Source organism: Methanomassiliicoccus luminyensis B10, from assembly GCF_000308215.1.
GTDB classification, from domain to species: domain Archaea; phylum Thermoplasmatota; class Thermoplasmata; order Methanomassiliicoccales; family Methanomassiliicoccaceae; genus Methanomassiliicoccus; species Methanomassiliicoccus luminyensis.
Map to the genome: position 1 here is coordinate 66,501 of NZ_CAJE01000015.1, position 21,446 is coordinate 87,946.

Below are 21,446 nucleotides of genomic sequence, written 5' to 3' on the forward strand. Positions count from 1 at the left end.
CCTCACTTCTTGTGGTGGGCGATGCCCTTCTCGGTCTCGTAATAGTCCTTGATAACGCGATACTCCAGGCCGTGCTGCTTGAACACCTTCTCGATACCCAGCAGGGACTGTTCCCTGACCTCGGGGTCCCAGATGCCGTGAACGATGACGTGCAGGGTCAGCTCGGCGTCCTGGAAGTTGGCGTCCTCCCCGAAATCGTTGGTGACGTTGGACCTCTTGCCGAGGTCTATGAGGCTGGCCGAAAGCGCGCCGTTCTTGGCCTTCAGGAATGCCTTCACATGTCCCACCAGGTCGGCGCCGTGGTCGAAACAGTTCTTGGTGATCTGGTACAGCATCTCGTCGATCACCGCCGCGGCGGCCTCGCGGTGCATCGGCTCGGGCGCGTGCACCGACAGCTGGGTGGCGAACTTTCCAAGCTCGTCGGCCTCGCGGTGCATCGCCAGGTGAATGTCCTCATCCATCTCTCCCATTCTCATCCTCCTCCGTACTGCTGCCGGAGCAGCTCCTTCTCCACCGCCTCATCGTACCTCGACGAGGTCCGGTTGGCTATGATGTCGGCGACCTCCTTTACTCCCTGGCCCTTATGGGTGGAGATGCGCATTATCTCGCACTTGGGGTTGATCTGCTTCACCAGGTCCTCGGACTTCCTGATGCGGCCCTCGTCGGACGCATCCACCTTGTTGATGAGGCAGATGTCCGCCTCCCTGATCTGGGTGACCACCAGGCGGCGGACCGTCCCCAGCAGGGTGTCGATCCTGGTGGAGTCCACCAGGGTGAGGACGGGAGCGTGCTCGATGGTGACCGGCACCTCCTCCTCGGCATACTCCGCGGCCCTCTTCAGACCCCAGGGGATGGCGACCCCGGAAGGCTCCACGATGACGATGTCCGGGTCGAACTTGGAGTACAATAAGGCCAGGGTGTTGGCGAAGTTCCCGGCGATCTCGCAACATATGCAGCCTCCGGACAGTTCCTTGGCCTTGAGCCCGTAGGACTCCACTATCTTGAAGTCCACATTGATCTCGCCGACGTCATTCACGACGATGGCGACCCTCTTTCCCCGGTTGACCAATTCCTTGGCGACCTCGATGAGCAAAGTGGTCTTGCCACTTCCCAAAAAACCTGCGATCTGAGCTATCTTCATTCTGCCACCTGGAGACGTATGCCCTGGACGGTATAATAATAATCGCAACTGGCGTGCGCCGTTCGAACGGCGCGCTGACATGGCGGTGTGATCATGATGTTCAACTTCATGGAAAGGGACCGTGCCCTGGCTATCTCATCCTAGGCCCCGCTCCAGACCCTCATGGGCCCCGCCCGGCGCGGCCTGGAACGGGCTTGCCGGGAAGGGCGGGAAAGGGTTTGGTGGAGCGAGCCTTCTTCCACTCTTTTCATCCTCACTGTACCTGACCGAACTGCTTGGTGGTGTCCACGACCGCCTTGATGTTCTCCATCTTGGTGGAGACGGACGGCGGGACCTCGCAGCCGGAGGCGACGCAGTAGCGGGAGTTGTGCCCCCTCTCCTTCAGCGCCGCGGATACCTCGCTCAGCAGGTTCTTGGTGACCGTCTCGATCTTGTCCTGCTTCCACCTCACGAAGCCCTGGGGGTCGATGTTCCCGGCCAGGAGGGTGTTGTCGGCGTACCCGTTCAGTATGGACTCCTTGGCGGTGGGGCTGCCCGGCACCAGGGGGTAGTAGGCCATGGAGTAGATGGCCGGCTTCCATGCCTTCACCTGGGTGTCCAGGTGCGGCAGGTCAGCGCAGTTGTGGATGCAGAACGCCATGCCCTCCTTGGAGGTCAGCTCGTTCAGGCAACCCGCGTACTTCTTCTGTCCCTCGAACTCCTCGTATTCGGGATCGCCAAGGCATGAGTAGGAGCCCCACAGGTAGTCCCACACCAGGCCGGCGCACTTGGTCTGGGCGAACCCCTTGACCATGGCCTTGTCGTAATCGGTGATGGTGGCCAGGGCCTTGTGCACCGCAGCCCTGGACGAGTCGTTGTCGTACATGTCCTTGAACACGAACTCGGCCCCGCGGGACTGCGTCAGAGCGAGCAGCGGTCCCTCCAGGAAGCCGGCGGTGATGACCTCCTTGCCCAGCGCGTCGACGACCAGCTTGGTCCCCTCAAGGAGGGTGGCGCTGCGGCTCTTGGGGTCGGTAATGTCCGGGACCTCCAGATTCTCGTAGCCCTCCACATCCTTGATGACCGGTTCGTCCACGAAGGGTGTGTTCTGCTCGTCCATGCGGATGTGGCTGCCGAGGTCGCCTGCCATCACCGACAGGTCCATCAGCATGATGGCGAAATCGAAGTCGAAGTACTTCTGGCCAGCGATGAACGCGCTGGCGAACTTCTTGGGGTCGGTCGCCCAGTCATGATAGGTGATCCCCGCCCCGTTGTTGAGCAGCTTCCTGCACACGCCGCAGGCGATTGGGTAGGCGGTCAGGCGGTCCACCGGCTGGTCCTGCAGAGCACCCATCGCACGATCTATGTGACTCATCTTATCGGACATTTCTCATCCCTCCTCACACCACGGCCTTGACCTTGGCCACGGCCTCCTGTGCGTTCACGGCGTGCAGGTCCGCGCCTATCTCCTTGGCGAAATCCATGGAGGTGGGGGCCCCGCCGATGATGATGGTGACGCCCTTGCGGGCGCCCTCCTCGACGAGCGCGTCCACGGACGACTTCATGCTGTCCATGGTCGGGGTCATGAGGGTGCTCATGGCCATTACCTGGGCGTTGCTGCTCTTCACGGCCTCCACGAAGGACTCGGCGGACTGGTCCTTGCCGATGTCGTGGACGTTGAATCCCGCGGCAGTGAACATGGTCTTGACGATGTTCTTTCCGATGTCGTGGACATCGCCCTCCACCACGCCTATGACCATGTTGACCCTCTTGGCAGCCGCCTCCTTAGGCATATGGGGCAGCAGTACGTCAAGCGCCGCGTACATGGAGTCGGCGGCCAGAAGAACCTGGGGCAGGAACATCTGGCGCGCGGCGTACTTCTCGCCGACCACCATCATGCCCCGGATCAGACCGGCATCGATGGCGTCGAGCGCATTGATGCCGCTGTCGATGGCCTCCTGAGCATACTTTCTGGACTCATCCTTCTTACCCCTTAGCACCGCGCTCTCCAGCGCGCTCAAAATCTGCTCCTTGTCGCTCATGTACTCACATTCCCTAACTCGACCTGATTCCCCCGCGGCAACCGGCAAATCATCCGTCGCCTTTTCGAAAAGTCCGGATAATAGGATAATATACTATCTCACGGAAATAGTCCGAAATGATTTGCGTCTATCCGACGTTCACAATTGTTGCTATTTTTTAATTAAGGAAATCATAATTGTTGGCCTTTCATCTTTATTATTGTTAAGAAGTTCTGTAAAATAATTAGAAATTTTATATACTATGTATGTGAATGTAATTAGTCACAATAGTTAAGTCATCCGGTGAAGCGCATCCTCGCGGCCCTTGACGATGTTCCTTGCTCCCCAGCTGTCCTCGCCCTAAGTGATCTTCGCAAGCCCGATGGTCTGCCTGATCTGGTTGACCTCCAGCACCTCATCGTCGCTCACCAGGGCGAAGCCGGCGAAGTCGCCGATTATCTCCACCTTGAGCACCAGGTCCGGAGATTCGAGATCGACCGTTCCGGCATCTATCGGATCGGTCAGCGTCTTGATGAGATCGAGCACCGAACCCTCCTGGTGGTATCGGCGCTTTTCCAGCTCCATCTTCCAGGTCCGGCCCTTCCCGATCCTGGACCCGAACTCCCTGGCCGCGCCGATCATGGCGGGAATGTCGGAGCTGACCCACTCCTCCACGGGGGTCCAGTGATAGGTGTAGCGGAACATCTCCGGGAACCTGAAAGCAAACCCGCGGAGCCGCTTCACCGCCTCCTTGCCATCGCCGGCCACCCGCACCAGCAGCAGGCCGGGAACGCTGGACTCCATGAGGTCCTCGAGGACCAGCCCCGAATCGTTTATGCGCTTGGCCACCTCCTCCTCGGCCCTGGCCTTCTCGTTGTGATGGAACGTCACAAGGATATTGTAGTCCTGCATTTCGGCCCCCGTTCTACTTGGCCAGTCGCACCTATTAATCCTATCGGGCTCCGGAGGCGGAGACGTTCACCGCAGGTCGAAGGCCACGAACCTGTAGACCAGGGCCCCCACCGCGATGACGATCGCCGAGACCGCGACGACCAGCCAGTCGAACTGGGTCAGCAGGAGGAGGGAGGTGACCGCGCCCGCCAAGGCCGCAGGGGCCGCGCTGCGCTTCATCTTGAACCCCTTCCGGATGAACTGCAGCACCGCCAGGTTGACAGCCAGGAACACCAGGAATATGGTGAAGTTGGCGATGTTGGCGGTGAACTCGATGTCCCCGATGAAGCAGAATATTATCGCGCCCACCATGGTCAGGAAGATGGCGAGCCTCGGCGTACCCCTCTCGGGGTGAAGGGTGGCCAGCGCCTTGGGGAGGACCGATTCCACGGACATCCCGTAGGCTATGCGGGAAGTGGCGATCAGTATTATGAGCACGGTGTTGGTGGTGGAGAACAGCGCGATCCCGGTCAGGAGAGCGGCGGACTCGGCGCCCTGGGCCCTCATGGCCACGTCCGCCAGCGGCGACGGGGAGGTGGCCAGCTCGCCGTACGGCATTATGCTGACCACGGATATGGCCGCCAGGATGTAGAGCACGGTGGATATGGCCAGGGACAGGATGAGCGCCCGGGGGATGGTCTTGGTGGGGTCCTTGGTCTCCTCCCCGATCTTCACCAGCCCCTCGAACCCTATGAACGCGAAGAAGATTATGCCCACCGCCCCGATGATGCCGGAGAAGCCGGTGGGCGATTCGAGATAGTCCACGCTCCCGAAGAAGTTCGCTCCCAGCACGATCATTATTACTATGCCGGCCAGCTCGATGAGGGTCATGACGACGGTGAGCGCTATGGACTCCTTGATCCCGCGATAGTTGACCAGGGAGAGCGCCGCTATCAGGGCTGCGGCCGCCAGCTCCCGGGGCACCGGCACCAGCGCGGACAGGTAGCCGCCGAAGCCCAGGGCGACGGCGGAGGCCGATATCAGGCCGGACAGCATGACCAGCCAGCCCACGATGAAGGCGCCGAAGCGCGACTTGAAGGCCTCCTCGACGTACACATACTCGGCGCCGCTCACCGGGAACAGCGCGGAGAGGCGGGCGTAGCTCAGGCCGGTGAAGGCGGCGATCGCGCCGGCGATGGCAAAGGCCAGCCATACCTCGTTCCCGGCGCGCCCGGCGGCGACCCCGATGAGCGCATAGATGCCCGCGCCCACGATGGTGCCCACCCCATAGGCCACCGCCCCGAACAAACCGATCTCGCGCTTGAGCTCGCCGGCCATTGTATCAGCTCTAAATCGGCTCGCTGATATAATAAGGTGGACGCCCCGCGCGGATTTATTAGGCCGGGCCATCCTCTGCATCATCATGGAGGAGGCGGGGCCGACCGCGACGAGCACGTGGTGGCAGAGGGCGGTGTCGAAGGAGGCGGACCGGGAGCGCCTGGGTGCGGGGGAGAGAGGAGGCAACCTGATCGGCGCGGCATTCATTGCCGCGTTCGTCCTGGTGGTGCGCTATCTCCAGGACGGGCTCCTCGACGGGTTCTTCACTTCGGGGTTCGGGGCGGCGGAGCAGGCGGCCTTTTACGGCTCCATGCTTTTCGGGACAGTCCCCAACCTGGCCAGGGCGCTGACGGGAAGGAGGAACATCGGCCGCCTCGTGGAGGTCCTCAGCGCGGCGGTGTCCGTGGCGTCATGGTCCTATCTTCTGACGGTCTTCCCGTTCGACTTTGGCCAGCTGGTAGCTCTTCTGCCCGCCGGCATCCAAGGGTCGTTCGGCGGGGCGGTAAATGGCTTGTTCCGGCTGCTCATCGTGATCGGTATGGTCATCTCCATCCTGGGGGCGGCGTATGCCGTGGTGATGTACTTCTATGTATGGCAGGAGCTGAGGGGGCGCGGCCTCCGCCGTTGAGCGCGGGGACGCATCACACGAGAGCCAGATACACCACGAAGCCCAGCACGATGGACAGGAAGAACATGCCGAAGGTGGATGGTGGAAACGGCCATGATGATATTATTCCGGTTGAGGAGATTTAACCTTGCGCATCATCTACAGCAGTCCGGGCCGCAGGTCGCCTCCTTGCCGGTGAGGGCCGCTTTTATCATCGCCGCGGCGCAGCCGACCCCCGACTCCACGCCGATCGCTCCGGCGGGGCAGTTCATCTGGCAGCCCCCGCACTCCATGCACCTTTCCGGCGCGGCGAGCCTGGCCCTTTTCTCCCCGGCCTCAAAGACCCCGTGGGGGCAGACCTCGGAGCAGCGGCCGCAGTTGACGCACCTTCCAGGCAGGTAGCGCAGAGTGTTCAAGGAGTTCTGGACGATGTCCTCTACGAAGACCATCGGTATTTCCTGACTCTGATGATCCATAGCAACCTCGGGTTCAGATTCTTGATTCATAAATGCAATAATTGATTTTATAGTCAATCATTAAATATCTCGCTTGCCATCAGTACCACCCCATCGAGCTTCCCGCCGAGACCGCCAGCGCAACAACGCCCACTATGGCCATCGCCGCCATCTTGGGGACCCACCGGAAAATCTCCTTCTTGACCCCGGTGCGCGAGGTGTAGGTGGAGCACCCAGTGAAGTTCAGGGCGAAGTAGGCCACCACCGGGGAGACCAGCAGGATCATGGACACGGCGTACAGGACGAGGACCCACCCCGCCTCCCCGCCGGCGGCCACGGACCACAGGGCGAAGGGGACGGCCAGGACGGCCCCGAGAACGAGGCCCTTGGAGGAGAAGTCCCGGGTGGGCAGCCAGGGCAGGAGGATGGGGAAGAGGGCGGTGCCTCCGAGGACCGCGGTTATGGCGATCAGGGCAGGTAACGGGCCTCCGATCAGGAACAGCAGGACCGCCACCACTATCAGGTACGGCGCCGCGGTCTTGATCTCCACCGGGATGAGGACGGCCCGGTCCCTCAGGGGGAACGTGACCCTCCGCATCTCCGGGGTGGCCTTTCCCAACCGCAGGTACTCGGGGATGTCCGCCGCCCTCACCGGACCGAACTCGACCTTGAAGCCGGTGCGCTTTCTGACCTCATGACCCGCTACGCCGGGGGCTCCCAGCTGCGGCAGGATCAGGGTGCGGTGCTCCACCACTCCCGCCAGGCCGGTGTCCTCGATCCTGCGCACCAGCTCCTCGGTGCCGAAGGTCCCCTTGCCCGCGGCGCACCATACATTGACGCCCTTGGTATCCAGGACCAGGATGTACCCGTCGATCCCTTTCAGGGCGGTTCGCAGCGCGTCGAAGCTCAGCGAATAATTGGCCGACACGAACACCGGAGAACCGGCATTGGGGGCCCCGAGGCGGTACAGGCCCGGCTCCACCCGGTGGTCCATGCGGCGGTACCCCAGGCGGGCCTGGAGGTGCTCCCGGCGGTCACGCCCAGTGAGCTCCGAGGTCGTGGTGAAGAGGTCCATCGACGCCGCGCCTCACCTGTCCGTTCCCGCTTCGTCGAGAAGCGGGCCCAGCCTGTCGCGGACGGTCTCCATCAGCATATCGGTCTTGAACAGGTAGATGCAGCACACCTTGCCGTCCCGCTCTCTCGTGACCACGGCGAGCTTGTCCCCTGCCTTGAGGCCGGCCTTGTCCCGTATCTCCTTGGGGAGCACCATCTGCCCCCGCTCGTCCATGCTCATGATCGATTCTACCTTCAGCGACCCCGCCTCGGCGGCGGAGCAGCAATCATCGTTCTTGGCGGCCTTGACCATGATATCTCCTCGCCATGCAAGGGCGGGCCCGCTATATATAAAATTCTGATTTTTCTGATTTCGCTGATGATTCAGCGGAATGGCCGATGCGCCTCCGGGCACGGATGGCACAATAGCATGGATGAACTCGGCGCGGCCGGCCTGCAGGCCCATATTCTGCAATTCCGGGATTTGCCTCGTTCCAAGCTCACGAGGCCCCAATATTTCAGAATAAGCGGCCCCGCCGGGTCCGGGATCTGGGGGAAACATCTTGGGACACCGGGCTCACTCCGAGACCTTTTGCCTATTCATGGATGACGATGTTCTCGCTGCTGACCGCGGTGTGCCCGTTGCCGTTCTTCCGGCCCTCGGCCTTGGCCCGCAGGCATGCGTCCACCAGGGGGCGCAGCTCCGCCGAGGAGAGGTTCACGATACCTTTGGCGAAGGTGCCGATGCGGACCACGTCGCCCTTCTTGAACTTGCCTTCCACCGACAGAATACCGCACGGGAGGAGTGAATTCCCGGAACGCAGCGCCCTCTCCGCGCCCTCGTCCACCTCGATCTTCCCGAGGGGGCAGGCGAATAGTATCCAGCGCTCCTTGTTGGTGTACTGCGACCTCGCGGTGAACAGCGTGCCGATCTCTTCCCCGTCCGCCACCCTGACGATGACGTTCTCGAGCCTTCCGTTGGCGATGACCATGTTGCAGCCTGACTCCATGGCGATCTTGGCCGCATTGATCTTGGTGCGCATTCCCCCGGTGGAGCGCTCGTTCTTCCTACTCCCGGCGATGCGCTCGATGTCCTTGGTGATCTCGTCCACGGTGGGGATGAGCCTGGCGTCCTTGTCCGCCTCGGGGTTGCGGTCGTACAGGCCGTCCACGTCGGTGAGCAGTATCAGCAGGTCGGCGTCCATCTTGCTCGCCACCAGGGCGGAGAGCTTGTCGTTGTCGCCGAAGATGTCCTCTATCTCATCGGTGGCGATGACGTCGTTCTCGTTGACCACGGGGATGGCGCCCAGGCAGAACATCGAATCGATGGCCTTCCTCAGGTTCAGGTAGCGGTCCCGCTTGGAGAACGCCCCATAGGTCAGGAGCACCTGGCCCACGCTCTTGCCGTGGTCCCGGAAGGCGTCCCTCCAGGCCATCATGAGGAGGGCCTGCCCCACCGCGGCGCAGGCCTGCTTCATGGAGATGTCCTTCTGCCGGCCGTCCAGACCCAGCTCGGAGGAGCCGGAGCCGATGGCGCCGGACGTCACGACGATGCTCTGGACGCCTTTCCTCTCCAGCTCCACGACCTGCCTCGCCACGTCCTCGATGTAGGCGCGGTCCACGGTGCCATCGCTCTTGCAGATGGTGTTGGTGCCGATCTTGACCACGACGCGCTTGGCCTTGAGGTCCCTCATGCGATCTTCCCATGGGTGAACTTGCGGGCGTCCTTTCCGCTGTACTCCGCCACCGTCTGACCGGTACCGCGAAGCTTGTACTTGTAAATGACCAGGCCTTCCAGCCCCACCGGCCCGCGGGCGTGGGTCTTGTTGGTCGATATGCCCACCTCCGCGCCGAGGCCGTAGCGGTACCCGTCGGCGAACCGGGTGGAGGCGTTCCACATGACCGAGGACGAGTCCACCAGGTCCATGAAGCGCTGGGCCGCTCCCTCGTCCCTGGTAACGATGGCGTCGGTGTGATGCGACGAGAAGCGGTTGACGTGCTCTATCGCCTCGTCCAAGGAGCCCACTATCTTGACGGCGAGCACCAGGTCGTTGTACTCGGCCGACCAGTCCCCCTCGGTGGCCGGGACCGCCTTGATGAGCTTGCGGGTGGCGTCGTCGCCGCGCAGCTCCACCGCGGCCTTCCCATACTCTGCGGCCATGCGGGGCAGGAAATCCTCCGCCACGGCCCGGTGCACGAGCAGGGTCTCCATGGCGTTGCACACCGCGGGGTACTGCACCTTGGCGTCGAAGCACACCTTCACCGCCATGTCCAGGTCGGCGTCCTTGTCCACATATGTATGGCAGATGCCGGCGGCGTGCCCCATCACCGGGATGCGGGTGCTCTCCTTGATCGAGCGCACCAGCTCATTGGAGCCGCGGGGTATGATAAGGTCGATGAGGTCGTCGTGCTTCAGCAGTTCCCTGAACTCCTCGCGGGTCGAGAGCAGTTGGACCGCATCCGCGAAGCGCCCGTCGACGCCGGCGACGGCGTCGACGATGGTCCTCGCCAGTACCTCGTTGGTCTCCTTGGCTTCCGAGCCGCCCTTCAGCAGGACTGCGTTCCCCGACTTCAGACAGAGGCAGGAGATCTGCACCAGGGCGTCGGGCCGGGACTCGAAGACAACGCCGATCACGCCTATGGGGCAGGACACCTTGTCGAGGACGAGACCGTCGTCCAGCTCGGTCCTCGACAGCAGCTTTCCCACCACGTCCTCCTGCTCGATCAGAGCGCGCACGCCGCGCACCGCCTCCTCGATCTTGGGCCCGTCGAACTTCAACCGCTTGACCAGGACCTTGGAGATCTTGGCCTTCTCAGCCGCCTCCAGGTCGATGGCGTTGGCCCTGGATATCTCGTCCTGCCGGGACAGGAGCGCCTCGGCTATCGACTCCAAAGCCTTGTTCCTGACGGCAAGGGGCAAGCTTGACAGGCGATAGGACGCTTCCCTCGCCTTTTCCGCGGCTGCTCGAACGGGCTTCATGACAGTTCATGAAAAGAGAGCGGGGCCATATGCCTTTCGCTTTGTATGATGCGGACCGCGGACGCCGGCTGGTATCGTTCCTGAGACACTGCACGGGGTCCAAAAGGTATTTAGACGAAGCGGCTCGAATCGTAAACGCCGAGGTGATGAAATGGCGCTGTGCAAATTGGTGGCGTTCTTCCTGATGTTCGCTTCCGTCGTCGCCGTGGCCGCCGCGGTCTCGACCATGGTGAGCGGGATAGTGAACGTGGGAGCGGCAGGCATGAGGAGGGCCCATATCATGGACAAGATGAACCTGAAGAAGGCCGCGGGGTCCGCGGCCCACGGGATGGGACATCACAAGATGCAAGGGATGCATGGAATGCATGGGGAATGCAAGCCGGAGGCCCCCTTCGAGGACGTGAGGGACGAGGACGAGCAGAAGAAGTACTGAGATCTCCGGTTCACGCCGTGCACCATCGGCGGGCGCCCGGACCCCCGCCGCCTTCAACCCTTTTCAGAGCAAGGGCGAGAAGAGCCTGGAAACGCATTCCTTGATGCGGACCGCGATGGAGCGGCCCTTGTACTCGGCCAATGTCAGCTCCGAGCTGTTTTCAGTGTCCTTCAGGAACGCCCTCTTCTGCTCCTCCGCGAATTCTTCGCCATAGATGACTGCATTGGTCTCGAAGTTCAGCTTGAAGCTTCGCATGTCCCAATTGGCCGTGCCGACGGAGGACACCATGTCATCCACCGTGGCCGTTTTAGCATGAATGAACCCGTTCTTGTACTGGTAGACCCGGACCCCCGCCTCCACCAGCTCGCCCAGGTACGACATGCTGGCCCAGTTTACGAAGAGGTGGTTCGGCCTGCTGGGGTACATGATGCGGACGTCCACGCCGGATAGGGCGGCGACCCTCAGAGCGTCCATGACGCTGACGTCCGGGATGAAATAGGGCGTCTGGATGTAGATGTGCTTCCGGGCAATGCTTGTAAGCTTGAGATACTCCTCCTTTATGGGGTTCTGCAGGGCATCGGGGCCGCCGCTGACTATCTGGACGAGAGGACCCTCGGCCTTGCCCGGGACCGCGGGGAAGTACCTTGCGTCGGACAGCGAGAGGTTCTCCTTGGTGGCGAAGTTCCAGTCCAGGAGGAACCTCAGCTGGAGACACCGGGCGCCTTCCCCCTTCAGCTCGACGGCGGTGTCCCTCCAATGACCCAGAGGACCTTTGCCTATATATTCGTCGCCGATGTTGAAGCCGCCCAGAAAGGCCACCTTGCCGTCGATGACCGCGATCTTCCGGTGGTCGCGGTAGTTTATCCGGACGGTCAGGTAGGGGACCAGGACCCTGTAGAACTCCGAGACCTTCCCGCCGGCCGCCCGAAGGTCCCGATATCCCTTGGTGCGGATCTTGTTGCCCAGGCCGTCGTAGAGGAGGCGAACCTCCACCCCCTCCCGGGCCTTCTCCGTCAGCGCGGCCACGATCTGATTGCCAAGCTCGTCGTCCCGGATGATGTAATATTCCATGTGAATGTGGTCCTTGGCGCCCCTGATCGCCTCCAGCAGGGCGCCGAACTTCTCCTTCCCGTCGGTGAAGGCGCGCACCTCGTTGCCATCGGTGATGACGGCATAATTGTCGTTGAGCAGCATGTTGGCCAGTTCCAGAACGCCTTCCAGCCTCTGCTCGGTCAACCTGTCCCGCCCCTCCGTGATGAGGAGCTTTTGCTTGGCCACAAAGCCCATGAGCATTTCCCGGTCGGCGCTCGCCTTGACGTCGAACTGTTTTCTTTTGTAATAGTGGAGCCCGAAGATCAGGTACAGGACGAAGCCGATGTACGGGAGAAAGATGAGCACCAGCAACCAGGAAAGCGCATTGGCGGGGTCCCTCCGCTGGAAGAACACTATGCTGATGACAGTGATCACCGCGAGTATGTCATAAATAAGCCTCAATATGAGATTGATGGGGTGGCCCAAGATATCCATAGGCGGTCTCCGCGGTTATCGCACCTTGCGGTGGACCGAATGGGTTTCCGATAAAAAATGATGAGGGGCCGGAGGTCCCTCATCTCGGCCTGGTGACCGTGGTCGCGCCGATCGACCTCTTCAGCCTGATGCCGGTGGCGATGTTTAAGATCCCGACCAGGATGATGAACGCGGCGACCAGCCACAGGAAGGCCAGGATGCCCGACCCGGGGGATAGGAACAGCAGCGCACCGAGTACTATGGACAGCACGCCGGACCCCGCCAGGAACCACCTGCTGCTGGTGCCGAGCATGGTGGTCCCCATGGGGATCGTGAACGCCTCGCCCAGCTGCAGCAGCCCGGAGACCACAGCGAAGAATGCCACCAGGTACACGGCCGTGACCGCGGTCAGCCCAGGAGCCAGGAACGCGATCGCCGCGATGACTATGCCCAGTACACCCTCGACCAGGTTCAAGGTTCTGTGCATCCCCTTCTCCCTCTTCAGCCCGTAGCTGACCAGGACCAGCCCCGAGATCAGCATGAAGAACCCGAAGATCCATAGGAAGACCGTCAGGCTCAGGCCTGGGAATACCACTATGGCAAGGCCGAAGAGGATCGCGATTACTCCGAAGATCACTCTCCCCCACCATCTGCTTGTGAACCCTTCCGAACTCATTGAACGCCTCCTTGGTCCCCGATGCGCAGAATCTGCCTATCGGGGCAGATAATGATTTGCGGGCGCTAAGTAGTTAATACTTGGTCTTCGAGGCCGTCCGGATAGCGGAGCGGGTCCGCGATGCCTCCGGCGAGAACGGCACCCTGTGGCAAGGGGGCGTCAATCTTCCACGATGTCGAAGCCTATCAGGTGGCTCATGAGCCTCGGCTCGTCGAGCCCGAGCTCCTTCCGGATGTACTCGTCAGCGGGGCCCGAGGGGCTGCTGGAGGTGATGTTGCATATCCCCTCCACCCCCTCCAGGTAGAGGAAGTCCACGTCCGGCAGCACGAAGTACGGCTCTCCCTCCATGTCGGCGCCTTTGTAGAGAACGAAATCATGGGAGATGAAGCGCACGTCCTCGCGCTCTTTCATCTCCTCCGCCCGCTCGGGATTGATCCACTCCCCCAGGAGGTTTCCGCCGCCGTCCTTGAGCTTGAGCAGGTCGTTGCTCCGCCTGATCAGATAGTTGTCCGGGGTCAGCACCAGGGCCACTTGGACATCCCTGTCCATGGTGTTCCAGAAGCCCTCGTTGATGACGCGCATCAGGCCCGCCTCCTTGGATTGCGTCTCCGCCTGCCGCTCCATGTCCTCGAGGCCTCTTTTGAAGCCTGCGTCCACGAACCTCAGGCCCTTCAGGCCCCTGAACAGGGTGAGCCTTTCCTCGACCTGCGCTAGGACCTCTGCTTTACTCACGTCTAGCTCATGGTACTTCATCGGTTAATAACGCTGGCGGTAGGTCAGTCCACCCGCCGCCCGTCCCGGTACCTGAACCGCCCGGAGCGGCCGTTCATGAGCGCCAGGAAGCCGTCCCCGTCGGGGACGAACATTATGCCTTCCAGGTATCCGATCCAGCCGTCCTCCTCGTATCGCGCTCCCATCAGCATCTCCCTGAGCAGGAGGATCTCCCAGTCATGGGACACGTGGACGTCCAGGCGGCCGTCCCCTCCCGGCTCGGCGAGCCGGGCGAGTATCTGCGACAGCACCAGGTCCGCCGCTTCGTTGCTCGGCATTATTAGGTCCTCACCATACTTCCCGTCGAACCACTGCCTTAGGAATACGCTCCCCAGGCGCCCCGCCTCCCCCAGGATGCGACGGGGGTCCCGGATGTACGGCGCGCACAAGCCCGGTATCTCGGTGAGACCCTGGACCGAGGTGCCGTTGCCCCGCACGCCCTCCATGATGCCCTCGGAGGTCTCCCGGCACCGCAGTGCCGGGCTGTGGAACACGCGGACGGTCTCGAAGCCCCGGAGCAGGGAGCCGAAGTCCCTGGCATCCCCCTTCCCTTTCTCGGTCAGCCCGACCTCCAGGGCGCTTCGGAGGTCAGGTATGGGGTGCCGCTCGGCATGGCGGACGATCAGCGCCGCAGGTCCGCTGTGGCCGGCGGGCACGCTCGGTAAACATGAGCCGTTCATGCCACCTCAAAGCGCGGTACCGCAGATAAACGATGGCATGCGGAGAAAGGGCGCCGGCGGCGCGGTCCGAGGGCAACCCTAACCATAAATACAGCGCGATAGAATCTAGATTACATGGTGGAGGTAACCGGCGCGATCGTATCCTTCGTCATCGCCCTGATAGTCTCGGCGGTGATCATCTGGCTCATAACGAAGGTGCTTGGGGAGAGGGAGGGCATAGGAACTGCCCTCCTGGCCGCCCTATTGGGGACGATAGTGTACACTGCGGTGTACTATTTCCTGGCAGAGGGTCTGTTGGCATCCATCGCCGCGGGCATAGTGTGGTTGCTGGTGCTGAAGATACTCTACAAGATCGGATGGCTCAAGGCCCTGATCATCGCCTTCCTGATATGGATAGTGACGGCGTTCGTGGGCGTTTTCCTGCCGACGCTGACCGGCCCGTTATGAGGCTTGGTCTGCGTCCAGCGGGCCCGGCGGCCTGTCCGGCTCGTAGGTGATATGGGAGCGCCGCTTAAACCTCTGGTACAGCGCGAGCACGGGCTTCCCCAGGAGCACGGCAAAGATTGTATTCCCCATGACGTGCAGCGCACCGAAGGGCAGCCCGGCCGCGAACGTGGGGATGAAGAGGCCTGGCTCGCCCCTATAGAAAGTGATCCAGCTGCTGAAATCCATGAGGGTGTTGTAGGCCAGCCCCAGCACTATGCCCAGGATCATGATGTCCTTGACAGTGATGGTGCTTAGCTTCTGGCCGATGTAGCCGGACACTATGCCGACCATGCCCCATGACACCATCTCCCAGGCGGTCCAGGGACCTTGCCCGAAGAATAGGTTGGAGAGGGCTGCGGTCATGGCCCCCACCATGCCGCCCGCCAGCTTCCCGAACACCAGCCCGGTGACGATGATGAGGAACGTACACGGCTGAATGTTGGGCAGTGCCGCGAACGGTATGCGCGACGCGGCGGTGATAGCCGCCAGAATGCCTATCAGGGCGACCTCCTTGGAGGTCAGCTTGGACTCCTCGAACTTGGCGATGAGTATGCCGATGATCAGCAGCATGAGTATGAACGACAGAAAGGCGGCATATTCGCCGAGCAGGCTGTTCATGAACACACCCATGTAAACTATGATCCCGGCCATCGCCAGGGTCGCCAGTATCATCACCGCGCTGAGACTCACCCTCATATCAGGCCACCATCTCCTCGGCTTTCTTGGCGAGACCGACCACCTCGCCCGCGTCCACTTCCCGCAGCGCCCCGCCCTCCAGCGACAGCACCCTGGTGGCGTGCTCGGCCACGAAACGGTAGTCGTGGGTGACCAATATCGTGGTCATCCCCTGTTCCCGCAGCGAGTCGATGATCGACGCCAGCTTGCTCTTGTTCCAGTGGTCCAGCCCCCGGGTCGGCTCGTCCAGTATGAGAAGCTTGGGCCGGCCGACGATGATCGAGGCCAGCGCCGCTCTCTCCCGCTCCCCGCAGCTGAGGTCCCTGGGGAAGGTGTGCCGGTACCTCTCCAGGTTCAGAACCTGAAGGGCCCAGGTTATGCGCTCCTCCCATTCGGCCTTGCTCACCTTGAGGTTCCTCAGGGTGAATTCCAGCTCCTTCTCCAGTGTCTCCTCGAACAGATAGTTGTTAGGATTTTGCCCTAGGTACCCGATGTCCCTGGCCAGGCGGGCCGTGGTGACCTTGGAGATGTCCTGTCCCATCAGGGCCACCTCCCCGTGGGCCGGCCTCAATAGGCCGTTCAGCTGCTTCAGCAAGGTGCTCTTCCCACTGCCGTTGGCACCGATGATGGCCAGGATCTCCTGCTTCCTCACCTCTAGCCCCAGCCCGTCGAGCACCTTGGTCCCGTTGTACCCAAAGGAGATGTCGCGGGCGGTGATGACGACGTCGTCCGAGGGTCCTCCCCTCGCCGCTCCCTTAATCTCCGTCAGCAATCCCATGGCCTGGAGGTGCGGTGCCACCTCTTGGGGCACGCCGTCCACCTCGATGCGGCCGTCCTTCATCACCACAATGCGCTTGGCGAATCGGAGGCATCTCTCCAGGCGGTGCTCCACCAGTATGACGGTGACCCCTTGATCGCGGTTGACCTTTTCCAGGAAGCTCAGGAACAGGGAGGCCGTCTCCTCGTCCAGCTGGGAGGTCGGCTCGTCCAGCACGATGTACTTGGGCCTCATGGCTATGACCGAGGCCAGCGCCACCTTCTGCTTCTCCCCGCCCGACAGCTCGGGAATGAACCTCTTGAAGAAACGTTCCAGGTCGAAGTAGCTGGAATACTGGCGGACCCGCTCCCTCATTTCCTCTCTCGGGAGCGCCAGGTTCTCCATCCCGAAGGCCATCTCGTTCTCCACATTGGTCATCACCAGCTGGTTCTCGGGGTCTTGGAACACCATCCCCACTGTCCGGGCCATCTTGGCGGGGGCAGCGGTCCTGGTATCGAGGCCGTCCACCCTGACCCTCCCGGAGACCTTCCCGCCGTAGAAGTGAGGTACGAGCCCGTTGATGGCCCTGCAGAAGGTGGACTTGCCGGAACCGGATAGGCCCACCACGACCACGAACTCGCCTTCCTTGATCTGCAGATTGATATCATCCAGCACCGGCCTGGACGACCCGCCGTAGGTAAATGAGAAGTGGTCCAGCTCGATCACGCGGCTTCCCCCAGGAGCATGGGCGCGAAGAACAGCGCCTCCAGCAATGCGACGATGATATCGATGCCGCCGACCGACAGCGTGTCCCCGGCGAGGTAGTCGGCGTTGCCGAACCCCATCATGAACATCGCCACCCCGAAGGGGATGGCGGCCAGGAACAGGGCAATCATGAGCTTGTCGCGGGCAGTCATGGGCCGGTCGAAGTAGTGCGTCCTGCTCTGTGCCCCGAAACCCCTCGATTCCATCGCCTCCGCGATCTCCATGGACCGGTCCATGGAGTTAAGGAGCAGCGGCATCATGATCGGGGCGCGGGCCTTGGCCCTCTGCATAAAGCTGCCCCCGTCGAACTCCGCCCCCCTCGCCCGCATGGCGTCCTGTATGTTCCTCGAGTCGTCGGCGATGGTGGGGTACATCCGGGTGGCGATGGACAGGCTGGTCATCGACTTGAAGCCGAACTTCGACAGCACCCGCAGCAGCTGGTCGGGATGGATGGCGAAGGTCATGATGGCAAAGGCGCTGATGGCCAGGAACAGCCTGAAGGTCATGCTGGTGGCGAACAGGAGCGACTCCTGGGTGATCTTAATCGGCCCCACCGCGAACAGGACGTGGCTCCCCTGAGCGAAGAATATGCTGAAGAGGAACAGGAACGCCGCCACGTAGACGGTGTACCTCAGGAGGCCAAGGGTGGGCCTGACCACCTTGGCCACCGCCACGACCGCCATGACCATCGCGAACAGGACCGCCAGATAGAAGATGTCCGATATCAGGATAGAGATGAGAAAGATGGACAGCACGAACACTATTTTGGGTCGGGCGTCCAGCCTATGTATCCGGGTGTCCTTGTCCTGGTACGGGAACAGCATAGGGGTCAGCTCAGCTCGCGAAGGGGTTCTTGATGTATTCCCATCTCACGATGTCGTCGTCGTTGATGGCGTACTTGTTGCACGCCTTGTTGCTGTACACGTCGTTAACGTAATACTGCCATCCCCGTGAATCGTGCTCCTCATTATCCACTCCGTCGATGGACTTCACGAACGTCCCGAAGGGCTGGTCCTCCGCCGCCAGGGACGTTCCGGCGATCTCGACCGCCGCCTTGACCTGGTCGTAGCAGTTGGACCTTCCGGTAATGCCCTGGAAGATCCAGGTAGTATTGCCGCCCTGCTGTGCTTCCGAGGTGTACGTCCATTCCCCGTTCACCAATGTCCAAGTGGTGATGTTGCCCTTGTGAACGGCGACGTCGGGGGCATCGTAGAAGTTGATGGTCAGGTTGGTGGTCACCGTCCTGTCGGTGCCCGCCCCATCCGAGAAGAGGGTGATCGCCACTACCGCGACGACTGCCACGAGGGCGACCACCAGGACCACGTTCTTCCAGTCCAGTTTCATGACCTCACTTCCTTTTGCGAATTGCTGCGACCGCGGCCAGGATTATGACCGCAATGGCCACGACCATCAAGCCGATGGCCCATATGGGGATGTCGCCTCCAGGGCCGTTCTGGGGATTATCGTCGATAGGAGCGATCGCCTTGACGTCGACCTCACTGTTCACGGTGCTCTCCAGTTCGCCCTGCTGGTCGAATATGTTCAGCACGACGGTGTACAGCCCGGCCTCCGCATAGGTATGCTCGACCTGCTGTCCGGTGGCCGCGTTCCCATCACCGAAGTTCCATACGTACGAGAATGGGCCGGCGCCCGCGGGGGTGGAGGCGGAGAACGAGGCGGCCAAGCCGTCAGTGCCGCTCGTGAACCCCGCGACCGAAGGAACTGCACTGTTCAACCTGTACACGTACATGTACCCGCTGTCCGTGGCCACGAACACCAGGCCGTCGGAAACAGTAGGGGAGCCCATAGCGTACTGTGCAGGGTACAGTACCTGCTGGAAATAGAGGTCGCCGTCATCGGTCGCCGCAACCAGCCTGCTCGACTCCTCATTGGTGATCGCGAGTATGGTGCCATCGACGCTGACGGGGGCTCCGCTGTTGGCTAGCCCTTCTCCAAGGTCAATGGTCCACAAGACCTCACCGTCAAAGCTGACCATGATCATCTCGGTATAGGTCATGACCACGAGCCCGTTCTCGGTGAGCGCGGCGGAGGAGGGGGTCACGTTAAGATCGGTCTGCCAGACGATGTTACCGCTGTAATCGACCCGGGCAAGCCCGCCGGACACGGGGCTGGGGTAGAGACCCTCGCCAGTGACGTTGGTATAGGTGACAACTATGCCGTCGTCGAGCAGCAGCGGGGAGGCTCGGATCCTGTCGCCGAGGGTGACGGACCATATCGCCCCACCGCTGGTCGTGTTGGCGACAAGGGCGCCATCCTCAGTGCCTATATAAATGACGCCGTTAAGGATGGCGGGGGACGAGGAATAGATGTGCTCGCCCACGACATAGCTGACGGCTTCTGTACCGTCCTCATTGAGGATGCGTATCTTCCCGTCCGTGGTCGCCACAATAAGCTTGTTGTCGTAGACCATGGGGGACGGCATTCCGTAGTTGTCATAGGACGATATCCCCGTACTGTACGTCCAAATGGTCGAACCGTCCTCAAGGTCGAGCGCGTATACGTTCCCGTCAAAGGACTGCACGATGAGCATCCCACCGTAGACCAACGATGCGGAGGTCTGGTATCCCCCGGGTCCGATATCCGCCTTCCAGACGATCGCGCCGTTGGGGTCCAGGCAGTACACGGTGGAATTAGTCACAAACGCGTACGTCTGGTCCATAGCGCCGCTGGTGGTCACATAGGAGAACCCATCCACCACCACTATGGGAGAGTCGATGGCACCATTGCCCAGGTCCCTCTGCCACTGCAACGTCAGATTAACGGGCGCGAAGGCGGGCTGGTAACCTGTGTTCATGGCGTCATGCCTGAAGCTGGCCCAGGGATAGCGGTGCTCCGGGGTGGCCAAGGGAGGATGGGGAAATACCCAGTCCGGATGTTGCGAGATGTCCTTGGCATAGCTCCAGGCCACGGCGTCAGCGTCGGAGGCGGTGACGGTGTTGGGTGAAATGCTCATGCCCGTCTCCCATTCTCCAGTGGTCGAGTTCCAGGCCCAGAAGTGCCACCAGTATGCACCGTAGTCGCTCACATGACCATCGATAGAGTTCACGCCACCCCCCGCGCCGTTCATCGGCAATGCCAGCTGCTCAGTGGCATTGACCAAGGCCTCCCACGCGGTCATGTCCGGGGTCGCCGAAACATCTGCCCAGGCGACCCTTCCGCTGCCAAAGTCGATCAGGACCGCGATCGTGTCGTCGCCTTCATCGGACGCCGATATGGGCACAAGCATGGATGATATCAATAGAGCGCTGAATATGGTCATAGCCAGGACTTTTATCTTCACCGAACGTCCTCCATTTGGATCATATTGGATATAATATCCAACTCGATAGGGGAGAAGAGCATGAGAATTAAAGGGTTTTCTATAAGAGTAGCGCCTCGGCAGCGAATTTATCAGGTGTAATGTTAGACAGGTCTATCGGAACGGCGGGGGCGTTCCCGATGATCTAGTCAGGACCCTGCCAACGTCTGCCGCCGCATTTGGGGCATGTTTATGGACTAACGGCGCCCTATCGGACAGCATGTCCCGAGACCTCGTGATCGGAGAGAGCACCGCCTTGGTGGTCATCGACCTGCAGAAGGGCATAGCGGGGGACCCGGACCTGGGGCCTTACCCTGCGAAGGAAGTCATCGAGAGGTCCGTCCGCCTGATGGAGGCGTTCCGGGGGAGGTCCATCCCCGTCTTCCTGGTGCGCGTCGAGCTGAGGAGGGACATCGCGCTGGACCCCGACAGCGACCTGCCTCCCCTCGACCCTCTTGACTCACCGGAAGGATGGGCGGACTTTGTCGACGAAGTTATGCCGGCGCCGACGGACATTATCGTCACGAAGAGACAGTGGGGGGCGTTCTATGGCACCGATCTGGACCTGCGGCTGCGCCGGCTGGGCGTCAGGACCATCATTATGTGCGGCATCGCCACCAACTTCGGGGTGGAGGGTACCGCCAGGGCCGCATACGAGCTTGGGTATGACCAGATATTCGCCGAGGACGCCATGACCTCCGCGTCCAAGGAGTTCCACGATATGTCGGTGGAGCTGATCCTCAAGAGGCTGGGCAAAGTGAGGAGTACCCAAGAGATACTGGCCGCGCTGAGATTAGGGAGAAAAAGTGTGACCAGCCCAGACTAAGAAAATGTGGGGAAGTTGGAGATAGGTCTCGGCTGGCCCGATATTAAATCTCCTATTGAGATATAATGGTTTCTATGAAACGAAATT

General features: G+C 61.5%; 24 protein-coding genes. 4 read left to right on the forward strand and 20 right to left on the reverse strand.

The genetic code is table 11. The annotated features are described in order from the left end of the window. Positions 1–2: 2 nt before the first annotated feature. The 6 genes from WYS_RS09345 to WYS_RS09370 form a co-directional block, all read right to left on the reverse strand. Complete coding sequence (locus WYS_RS09345; protein ID WP_019177904.1) at positions 3–470, reverse strand: hypothetical protein; 468 nt, start codon at positions 468–470, stop codon at positions 3–5. 2 nt (positions 471–472) lie between these two features. Beyond that, positions 473–1,141, reverse strand: a complete 669-nt coding sequence (locus WYS_RS09350) for a GTP-binding protein (protein ID WP_019177905.1) — start codon at positions 1,139–1,141, stop codon at positions 473–475. Between the two features lie 253 nt (positions 1,142–1,394). Then, positions 1,395–2,507: a uroporphyrinogen decarboxylase family protein gene (locus tag WYS_RS09355; RefSeq protein ID WP_147654316.1), complete on the reverse strand. Its 1,113-nt coding sequence runs from the start codon at positions 2,505–2,507 to the stop codon at positions 1,395–1,397. Positions 2,508–2,520: 13 nt separating this feature from the next. Beyond that, positions 2,521–3,162, reverse strand: a complete 642-nt coding sequence (locus tag WYS_RS09360; RefSeq protein ID WP_019177907.1) for a corrinoid protein — start codon at positions 3,160–3,162, stop codon at positions 2,521–2,523. 339 nt (positions 3,163–3,501) lie between these two features. Further along, a complete protein-coding gene (locus WYS_RS09365) occupies positions 3,502–4,053 on the reverse strand; it encodes a THUMP domain-containing protein (protein ID WP_019177908.1) in 552 nt (183 codons plus the stop codon). Positions 4,054–4,119: 66 nt separating this feature from the next. Further along, positions 4,120–5,370 (reverse strand): APC family permease, encoded by a 1,251-nt coding sequence (locus WYS_RS09370; RefSeq protein WP_019177909.1) that lies wholly within the window; start codon positions 5,368–5,370, stop codon positions 4,120–4,122. A gap of 85 nt (positions 5,371–5,455) precedes the next feature. Here WYS_RS09370 and WYS_RS09375 point away from each other — a divergent pair, with 85 nt between their 5' ends. Continuing rightward, positions 5,456–5,998 (forward strand): hypothetical protein, encoded by a 543-nt coding sequence (locus tag WYS_RS09375; protein WP_019177910.1) that lies wholly within the window; start codon positions 5,456–5,458, stop codon positions 5,996–5,998. 134 nt (positions 5,999–6,132) lie between these two features. Here the strand turns inward: WYS_RS09375 and hgcB are convergent, their stop codons facing one another. The 5 genes from hgcB to WYS_RS09400 form a co-directional block, all read right to left on the reverse strand. Beyond that, a complete protein-coding gene (hgcB, locus tag WYS_RS09380; RefSeq protein WP_019177912.1) occupies positions 6,133–6,426 on the reverse strand; it encodes a mercury methylation ferredoxin HgcB in 294 nt (97 codons plus the stop codon). A gap of 106 nt (positions 6,427–6,532) precedes the next feature. Next, positions 6,533–7,507, reverse strand: coding sequence for a mercury methylation corrinoid protein HgcA (gene hgcA / locus WYS_RS09385; RefSeq protein ID WP_019177913.1), 975 nt, complete (start codon positions 7,505–7,507; stop codon positions 6,533–6,535). 12 nt (positions 7,508–7,519) lie between these two features. Then, positions 7,520–7,798, reverse strand: coding sequence for an HgcAB-associated protein HgcC (hgcC, locus tag WYS_RS09390; protein WP_019177914.1), 279 nt, complete (start codon positions 7,796–7,798; stop codon positions 7,520–7,522). Positions 7,799–8,081: 283 nt separating this feature from the next. Next, positions 8,082–9,179 carry a glutamate 5-kinase gene (gene proB, locus WYS_RS09395; RefSeq protein ID WP_019177915.1) on the reverse strand — a complete coding sequence of 366 codons (1,098 nt, stop codon included), beginning with the start codon at positions 9,177–9,179 and terminating at the stop codon, positions 8,082–8,084. Beyond that, on the reverse strand, positions 9,176–10,465 hold the full coding sequence (locus tag WYS_RS09400) for a glutamate-5-semialdehyde dehydrogenase (RefSeq protein WP_019177916.1): 1,290 nt from the start codon (positions 10,463–10,465) through the stop codon (positions 9,176–9,178). The genes proB and WYS_RS09400 overlap by 4 nt, the downstream gene beginning before the upstream one ends. Positions 10,466–10,616: 151 nt before the next feature. On the opposite strand from WYS_RS09400, the gene WYS_RS09405 reads away from it, so the two are divergent. Continuing rightward, on the forward strand, positions 10,617–10,898 hold the full coding sequence (locus WYS_RS09405; RefSeq protein WP_019177917.1) for a hypothetical protein: 282 nt from the start codon (positions 10,617–10,619) through the stop codon (positions 10,896–10,898). A gap of 63 nt (positions 10,899–10,961) precedes the next feature. Here WYS_RS09405 and cls read toward each other — a convergent pair whose 3' ends face one another. The 4 genes from cls to WYS_RS09425 all read right to left on the reverse strand — a co-directional run bounded on the left by cls (position 10,962) and on the right by WYS_RS09425 (position 14,531). Beyond that, positions 10,962–12,425 carry a cardiolipin synthase gene (gene cls / locus WYS_RS09410; RefSeq protein ID WP_049796319.1) on the reverse strand — a complete coding sequence of 488 codons (1,464 nt, stop codon included), beginning with the start codon at positions 12,423–12,425 and terminating at the stop codon, positions 10,962–10,964. A 79-nt stretch (positions 12,426–12,504) separates the two neighbouring features. Further along, the gene (locus WYS_RS09415) at positions 12,505–13,080 is read right to left on the reverse strand and encodes an HdeD family acid-resistance protein (RefSeq protein ID WP_081579935.1); all 576 of its coding nucleotides are present in this window, start codon (positions 13,078–13,080) and stop codon (positions 12,505–12,507) included. 159 nt (positions 13,081–13,239) lie between these two features. Continuing rightward, on the reverse strand, positions 13,240–13,812 hold the full coding sequence (locus tag WYS_RS09420) for a hypothetical protein (RefSeq protein ID WP_147654318.1): 573 nt from the start codon (positions 13,810–13,812) through the stop codon (positions 13,240–13,242). 44 nt (positions 13,813–13,856) lie between these two features. Further along, the gene (locus WYS_RS09425; protein ID WP_019177921.1) at positions 13,857–14,531 is read right to left on the reverse strand and encodes a histidine phosphatase family protein; all 675 of its coding nucleotides are present in this window, start codon (positions 14,529–14,531) and stop codon (positions 13,857–13,859) included. Positions 14,532–14,645: 114 nt separating this feature from the next. Here WYS_RS09425 and WYS_RS09430 point away from each other — a divergent pair, with 114 nt between their 5' ends. After that, the gene (locus WYS_RS09430; RefSeq protein WP_019177922.1) at positions 14,646–14,978 is read left to right on the forward strand and encodes a hypothetical protein; all 333 of its coding nucleotides are present in this window, start codon (positions 14,646–14,648) and stop codon (positions 14,976–14,978) included. On the opposite strand, the gene WYS_RS09435 is transcribed toward WYS_RS09430, so the two are convergent. From WYS_RS09435 to WYS_RS09455, 5 genes are read right to left on the reverse strand one after another with little or no spacing between them, the layout of a single operon-like run. Beyond that, a complete protein-coding gene (locus WYS_RS09435) occupies positions 14,973–15,713 on the reverse strand; it encodes an ECF transporter S component (protein ID WP_049796321.1) in 741 nt (246 codons plus the stop codon). The two genes, WYS_RS09430 and WYS_RS09435, sit on opposite strands and share 6 nt — an antisense overlap. A gap of 1 nt (position 15,714) precedes the next feature. Further along, the gene (locus WYS_RS14935; RefSeq protein WP_019177924.1) at positions 15,715–17,175 is read right to left on the reverse strand and encodes an ABC transporter ATP-binding protein; all 1,461 of its coding nucleotides are present in this window, start codon (positions 17,173–17,175) and stop codon (positions 15,715–15,717) included. Then, the gene (locus WYS_RS09445; protein ID WP_019177925.1) at positions 17,172–18,038 is read right to left on the reverse strand and encodes an energy-coupling factor transporter transmembrane component T family protein; all 867 of its coding nucleotides are present in this window, start codon (positions 18,036–18,038) and stop codon (positions 17,172–17,174) included. The genes WYS_RS14935 and WYS_RS09445 overlap by 4 nt, the downstream gene beginning before the upstream one ends. Positions 18,039–18,048: 10 nt before the next feature. Next, positions 18,049–18,558, reverse strand: coding sequence for a DUF4430 domain-containing protein (locus WYS_RS09450; RefSeq protein WP_019177926.1), 510 nt, complete (start codon positions 18,556–18,558; stop codon positions 18,049–18,051). Between the two features lie 4 nt (positions 18,559–18,562). Continuing rightward, a complete protein-coding gene (locus WYS_RS09455) occupies positions 18,563–20,515 on the reverse strand; it encodes an outer membrane protein assembly factor BamB family protein (RefSeq protein ID WP_019177927.1) in 1,953 nt (650 codons plus the stop codon). Positions 20,516–20,753: 238 nt separating this feature from the next. Here WYS_RS09455 and WYS_RS09460 point away from each other — a divergent pair, with 238 nt between their 5' ends. Further along, positions 20,754–21,359, forward strand: coding sequence for an isochorismatase family protein (locus WYS_RS09460; RefSeq protein WP_019177928.1), 606 nt, complete (start codon positions 20,754–20,756; stop codon positions 21,357–21,359). The last annotated feature ends 87 nt before the right edge of the window (positions 21,360–21,446 follow it).

Coding starts and splice junctions, on each gene's coding strand:
- WYS_RS09345 (WP_019177904.1), bottom strand. CDS start 470: ATGGGAGAGATGGATGAGGACATTCACCTGGCGATGCACCGCGAGGCC.
- WYS_RS09350 (WP_019177905.1), bottom strand. CDS start 1,141: ATGAAGATAGCTCAGATCGCAGGTTTTTTGGGAAGTGGCAAGACCACT.
- WYS_RS09355 (WP_147654316.1), bottom strand. CDS start 2,507: ATGTCCGATAAGATGAGTCACATAGATCGTGCGATGGGTGCTCTGCAG.
- WYS_RS09360 (WP_019177907.1), bottom strand. CDS start 3,162: ATGAGCGACAAGGAGCAGATTTTGAGCGCGCTGGAGAGCGCGGTGCTA.
- WYS_RS09365 (WP_019177908.1), bottom strand. CDS start 4,053: ATGCAGGACTACAATATCCTTGTGACGTTCCATCACAACGAGAAGGCC.
- WYS_RS09370 (WP_019177909.1), bottom strand. CDS start 5,370: ATGGCCGGCGAGCTCAAGCGCGAGATCGGTTTGTTCGGGGCGGTGGCC.
- WYS_RS09375 (WP_019177910.1), top strand. CDS start 5,456: ATGGAGGAGGCGGGGCCGACCGCGACGAGCACGTGGTGGCAGAGGGCG.
- hgcB (WP_019177912.1), bottom strand. CDS start 6,426: ATGGTCTTCGTAGAGGACATCGTCCAGAACTCCTTGAACACTCTGCGC.
- hgcA (WP_019177913.1), bottom strand. CDS start 7,507: ATGGACCTCTTCACCACGACCTCGGAGCTCACTGGGCGTGACCGCCGG.
- hgcC (WP_019177914.1), bottom strand. CDS start 7,798: ATGGTCAAGGCCGCCAAGAACGATGATTGCTGCTCCGCCGCCGAGGCG.
- proB (WP_019177915.1), bottom strand. CDS start 9,179: ATGAGGGACCTCAAGGCCAAGCGCGTCGTGGTCAAGATCGGCACCAAC.
- WYS_RS09400 (WP_019177916.1), bottom strand. CDS start 10,465: ATGAAGCCCGTTCGAGCAGCCGCGGAAAAGGCGAGGGAAGCGTCCTAT.
- WYS_RS09405 (WP_019177917.1), top strand. CDS start 10,617: ATGGCGCTGTGCAAATTGGTGGCGTTCTTCCTGATGTTCGCTTCCGTC.
- cls (WP_049796319.1), bottom strand. CDS start 12,425: ATGGATATCTTGGGCCACCCCATCAATCTCATATTGAGGCTTATTTAT.
- WYS_RS09415 (WP_081579935.1), bottom strand. CDS start 13,080: ATGAGTTCGGAAGGGTTCACAAGCAGATGGTGGGGGAGAGTGATCTTC.
- WYS_RS09425 (WP_019177921.1), bottom strand. CDS start 14,531: ATGAACGGCTCATGTTTACCGAGCGTGCCCGCCGGCCACAGCGGACCT.
- WYS_RS09430 (WP_019177922.1), top strand. CDS start 14,646: ATGGTGGAGGTAACCGGCGCGATCGTATCCTTCGTCATCGCCCTGATA.
- WYS_RS09435 (WP_049796321.1), bottom strand. CDS start 15,713: ATGAGGGTGAGTCTCAGCGCGGTGATGATACTGGCGACCCTGGCGATG.
- WYS_RS09445 (WP_019177925.1), bottom strand. CDS start 18,038: ATGCTGTTCCCGTACCAGGACAAGGACACCCGGATACATAGGCTGGAC.
- WYS_RS09450 (WP_019177926.1), bottom strand. CDS start 18,558: ATGAAACTGGACTGGAAGAACGTGGTCCTGGTGGTCGCCCTCGTGGCA.
- WYS_RS09460 (WP_019177928.1), top strand. CDS start 20,754: ATGTCCCGAGACCTCGTGATCGGAGAGAGCACCGCCTTGGTGGTCATC.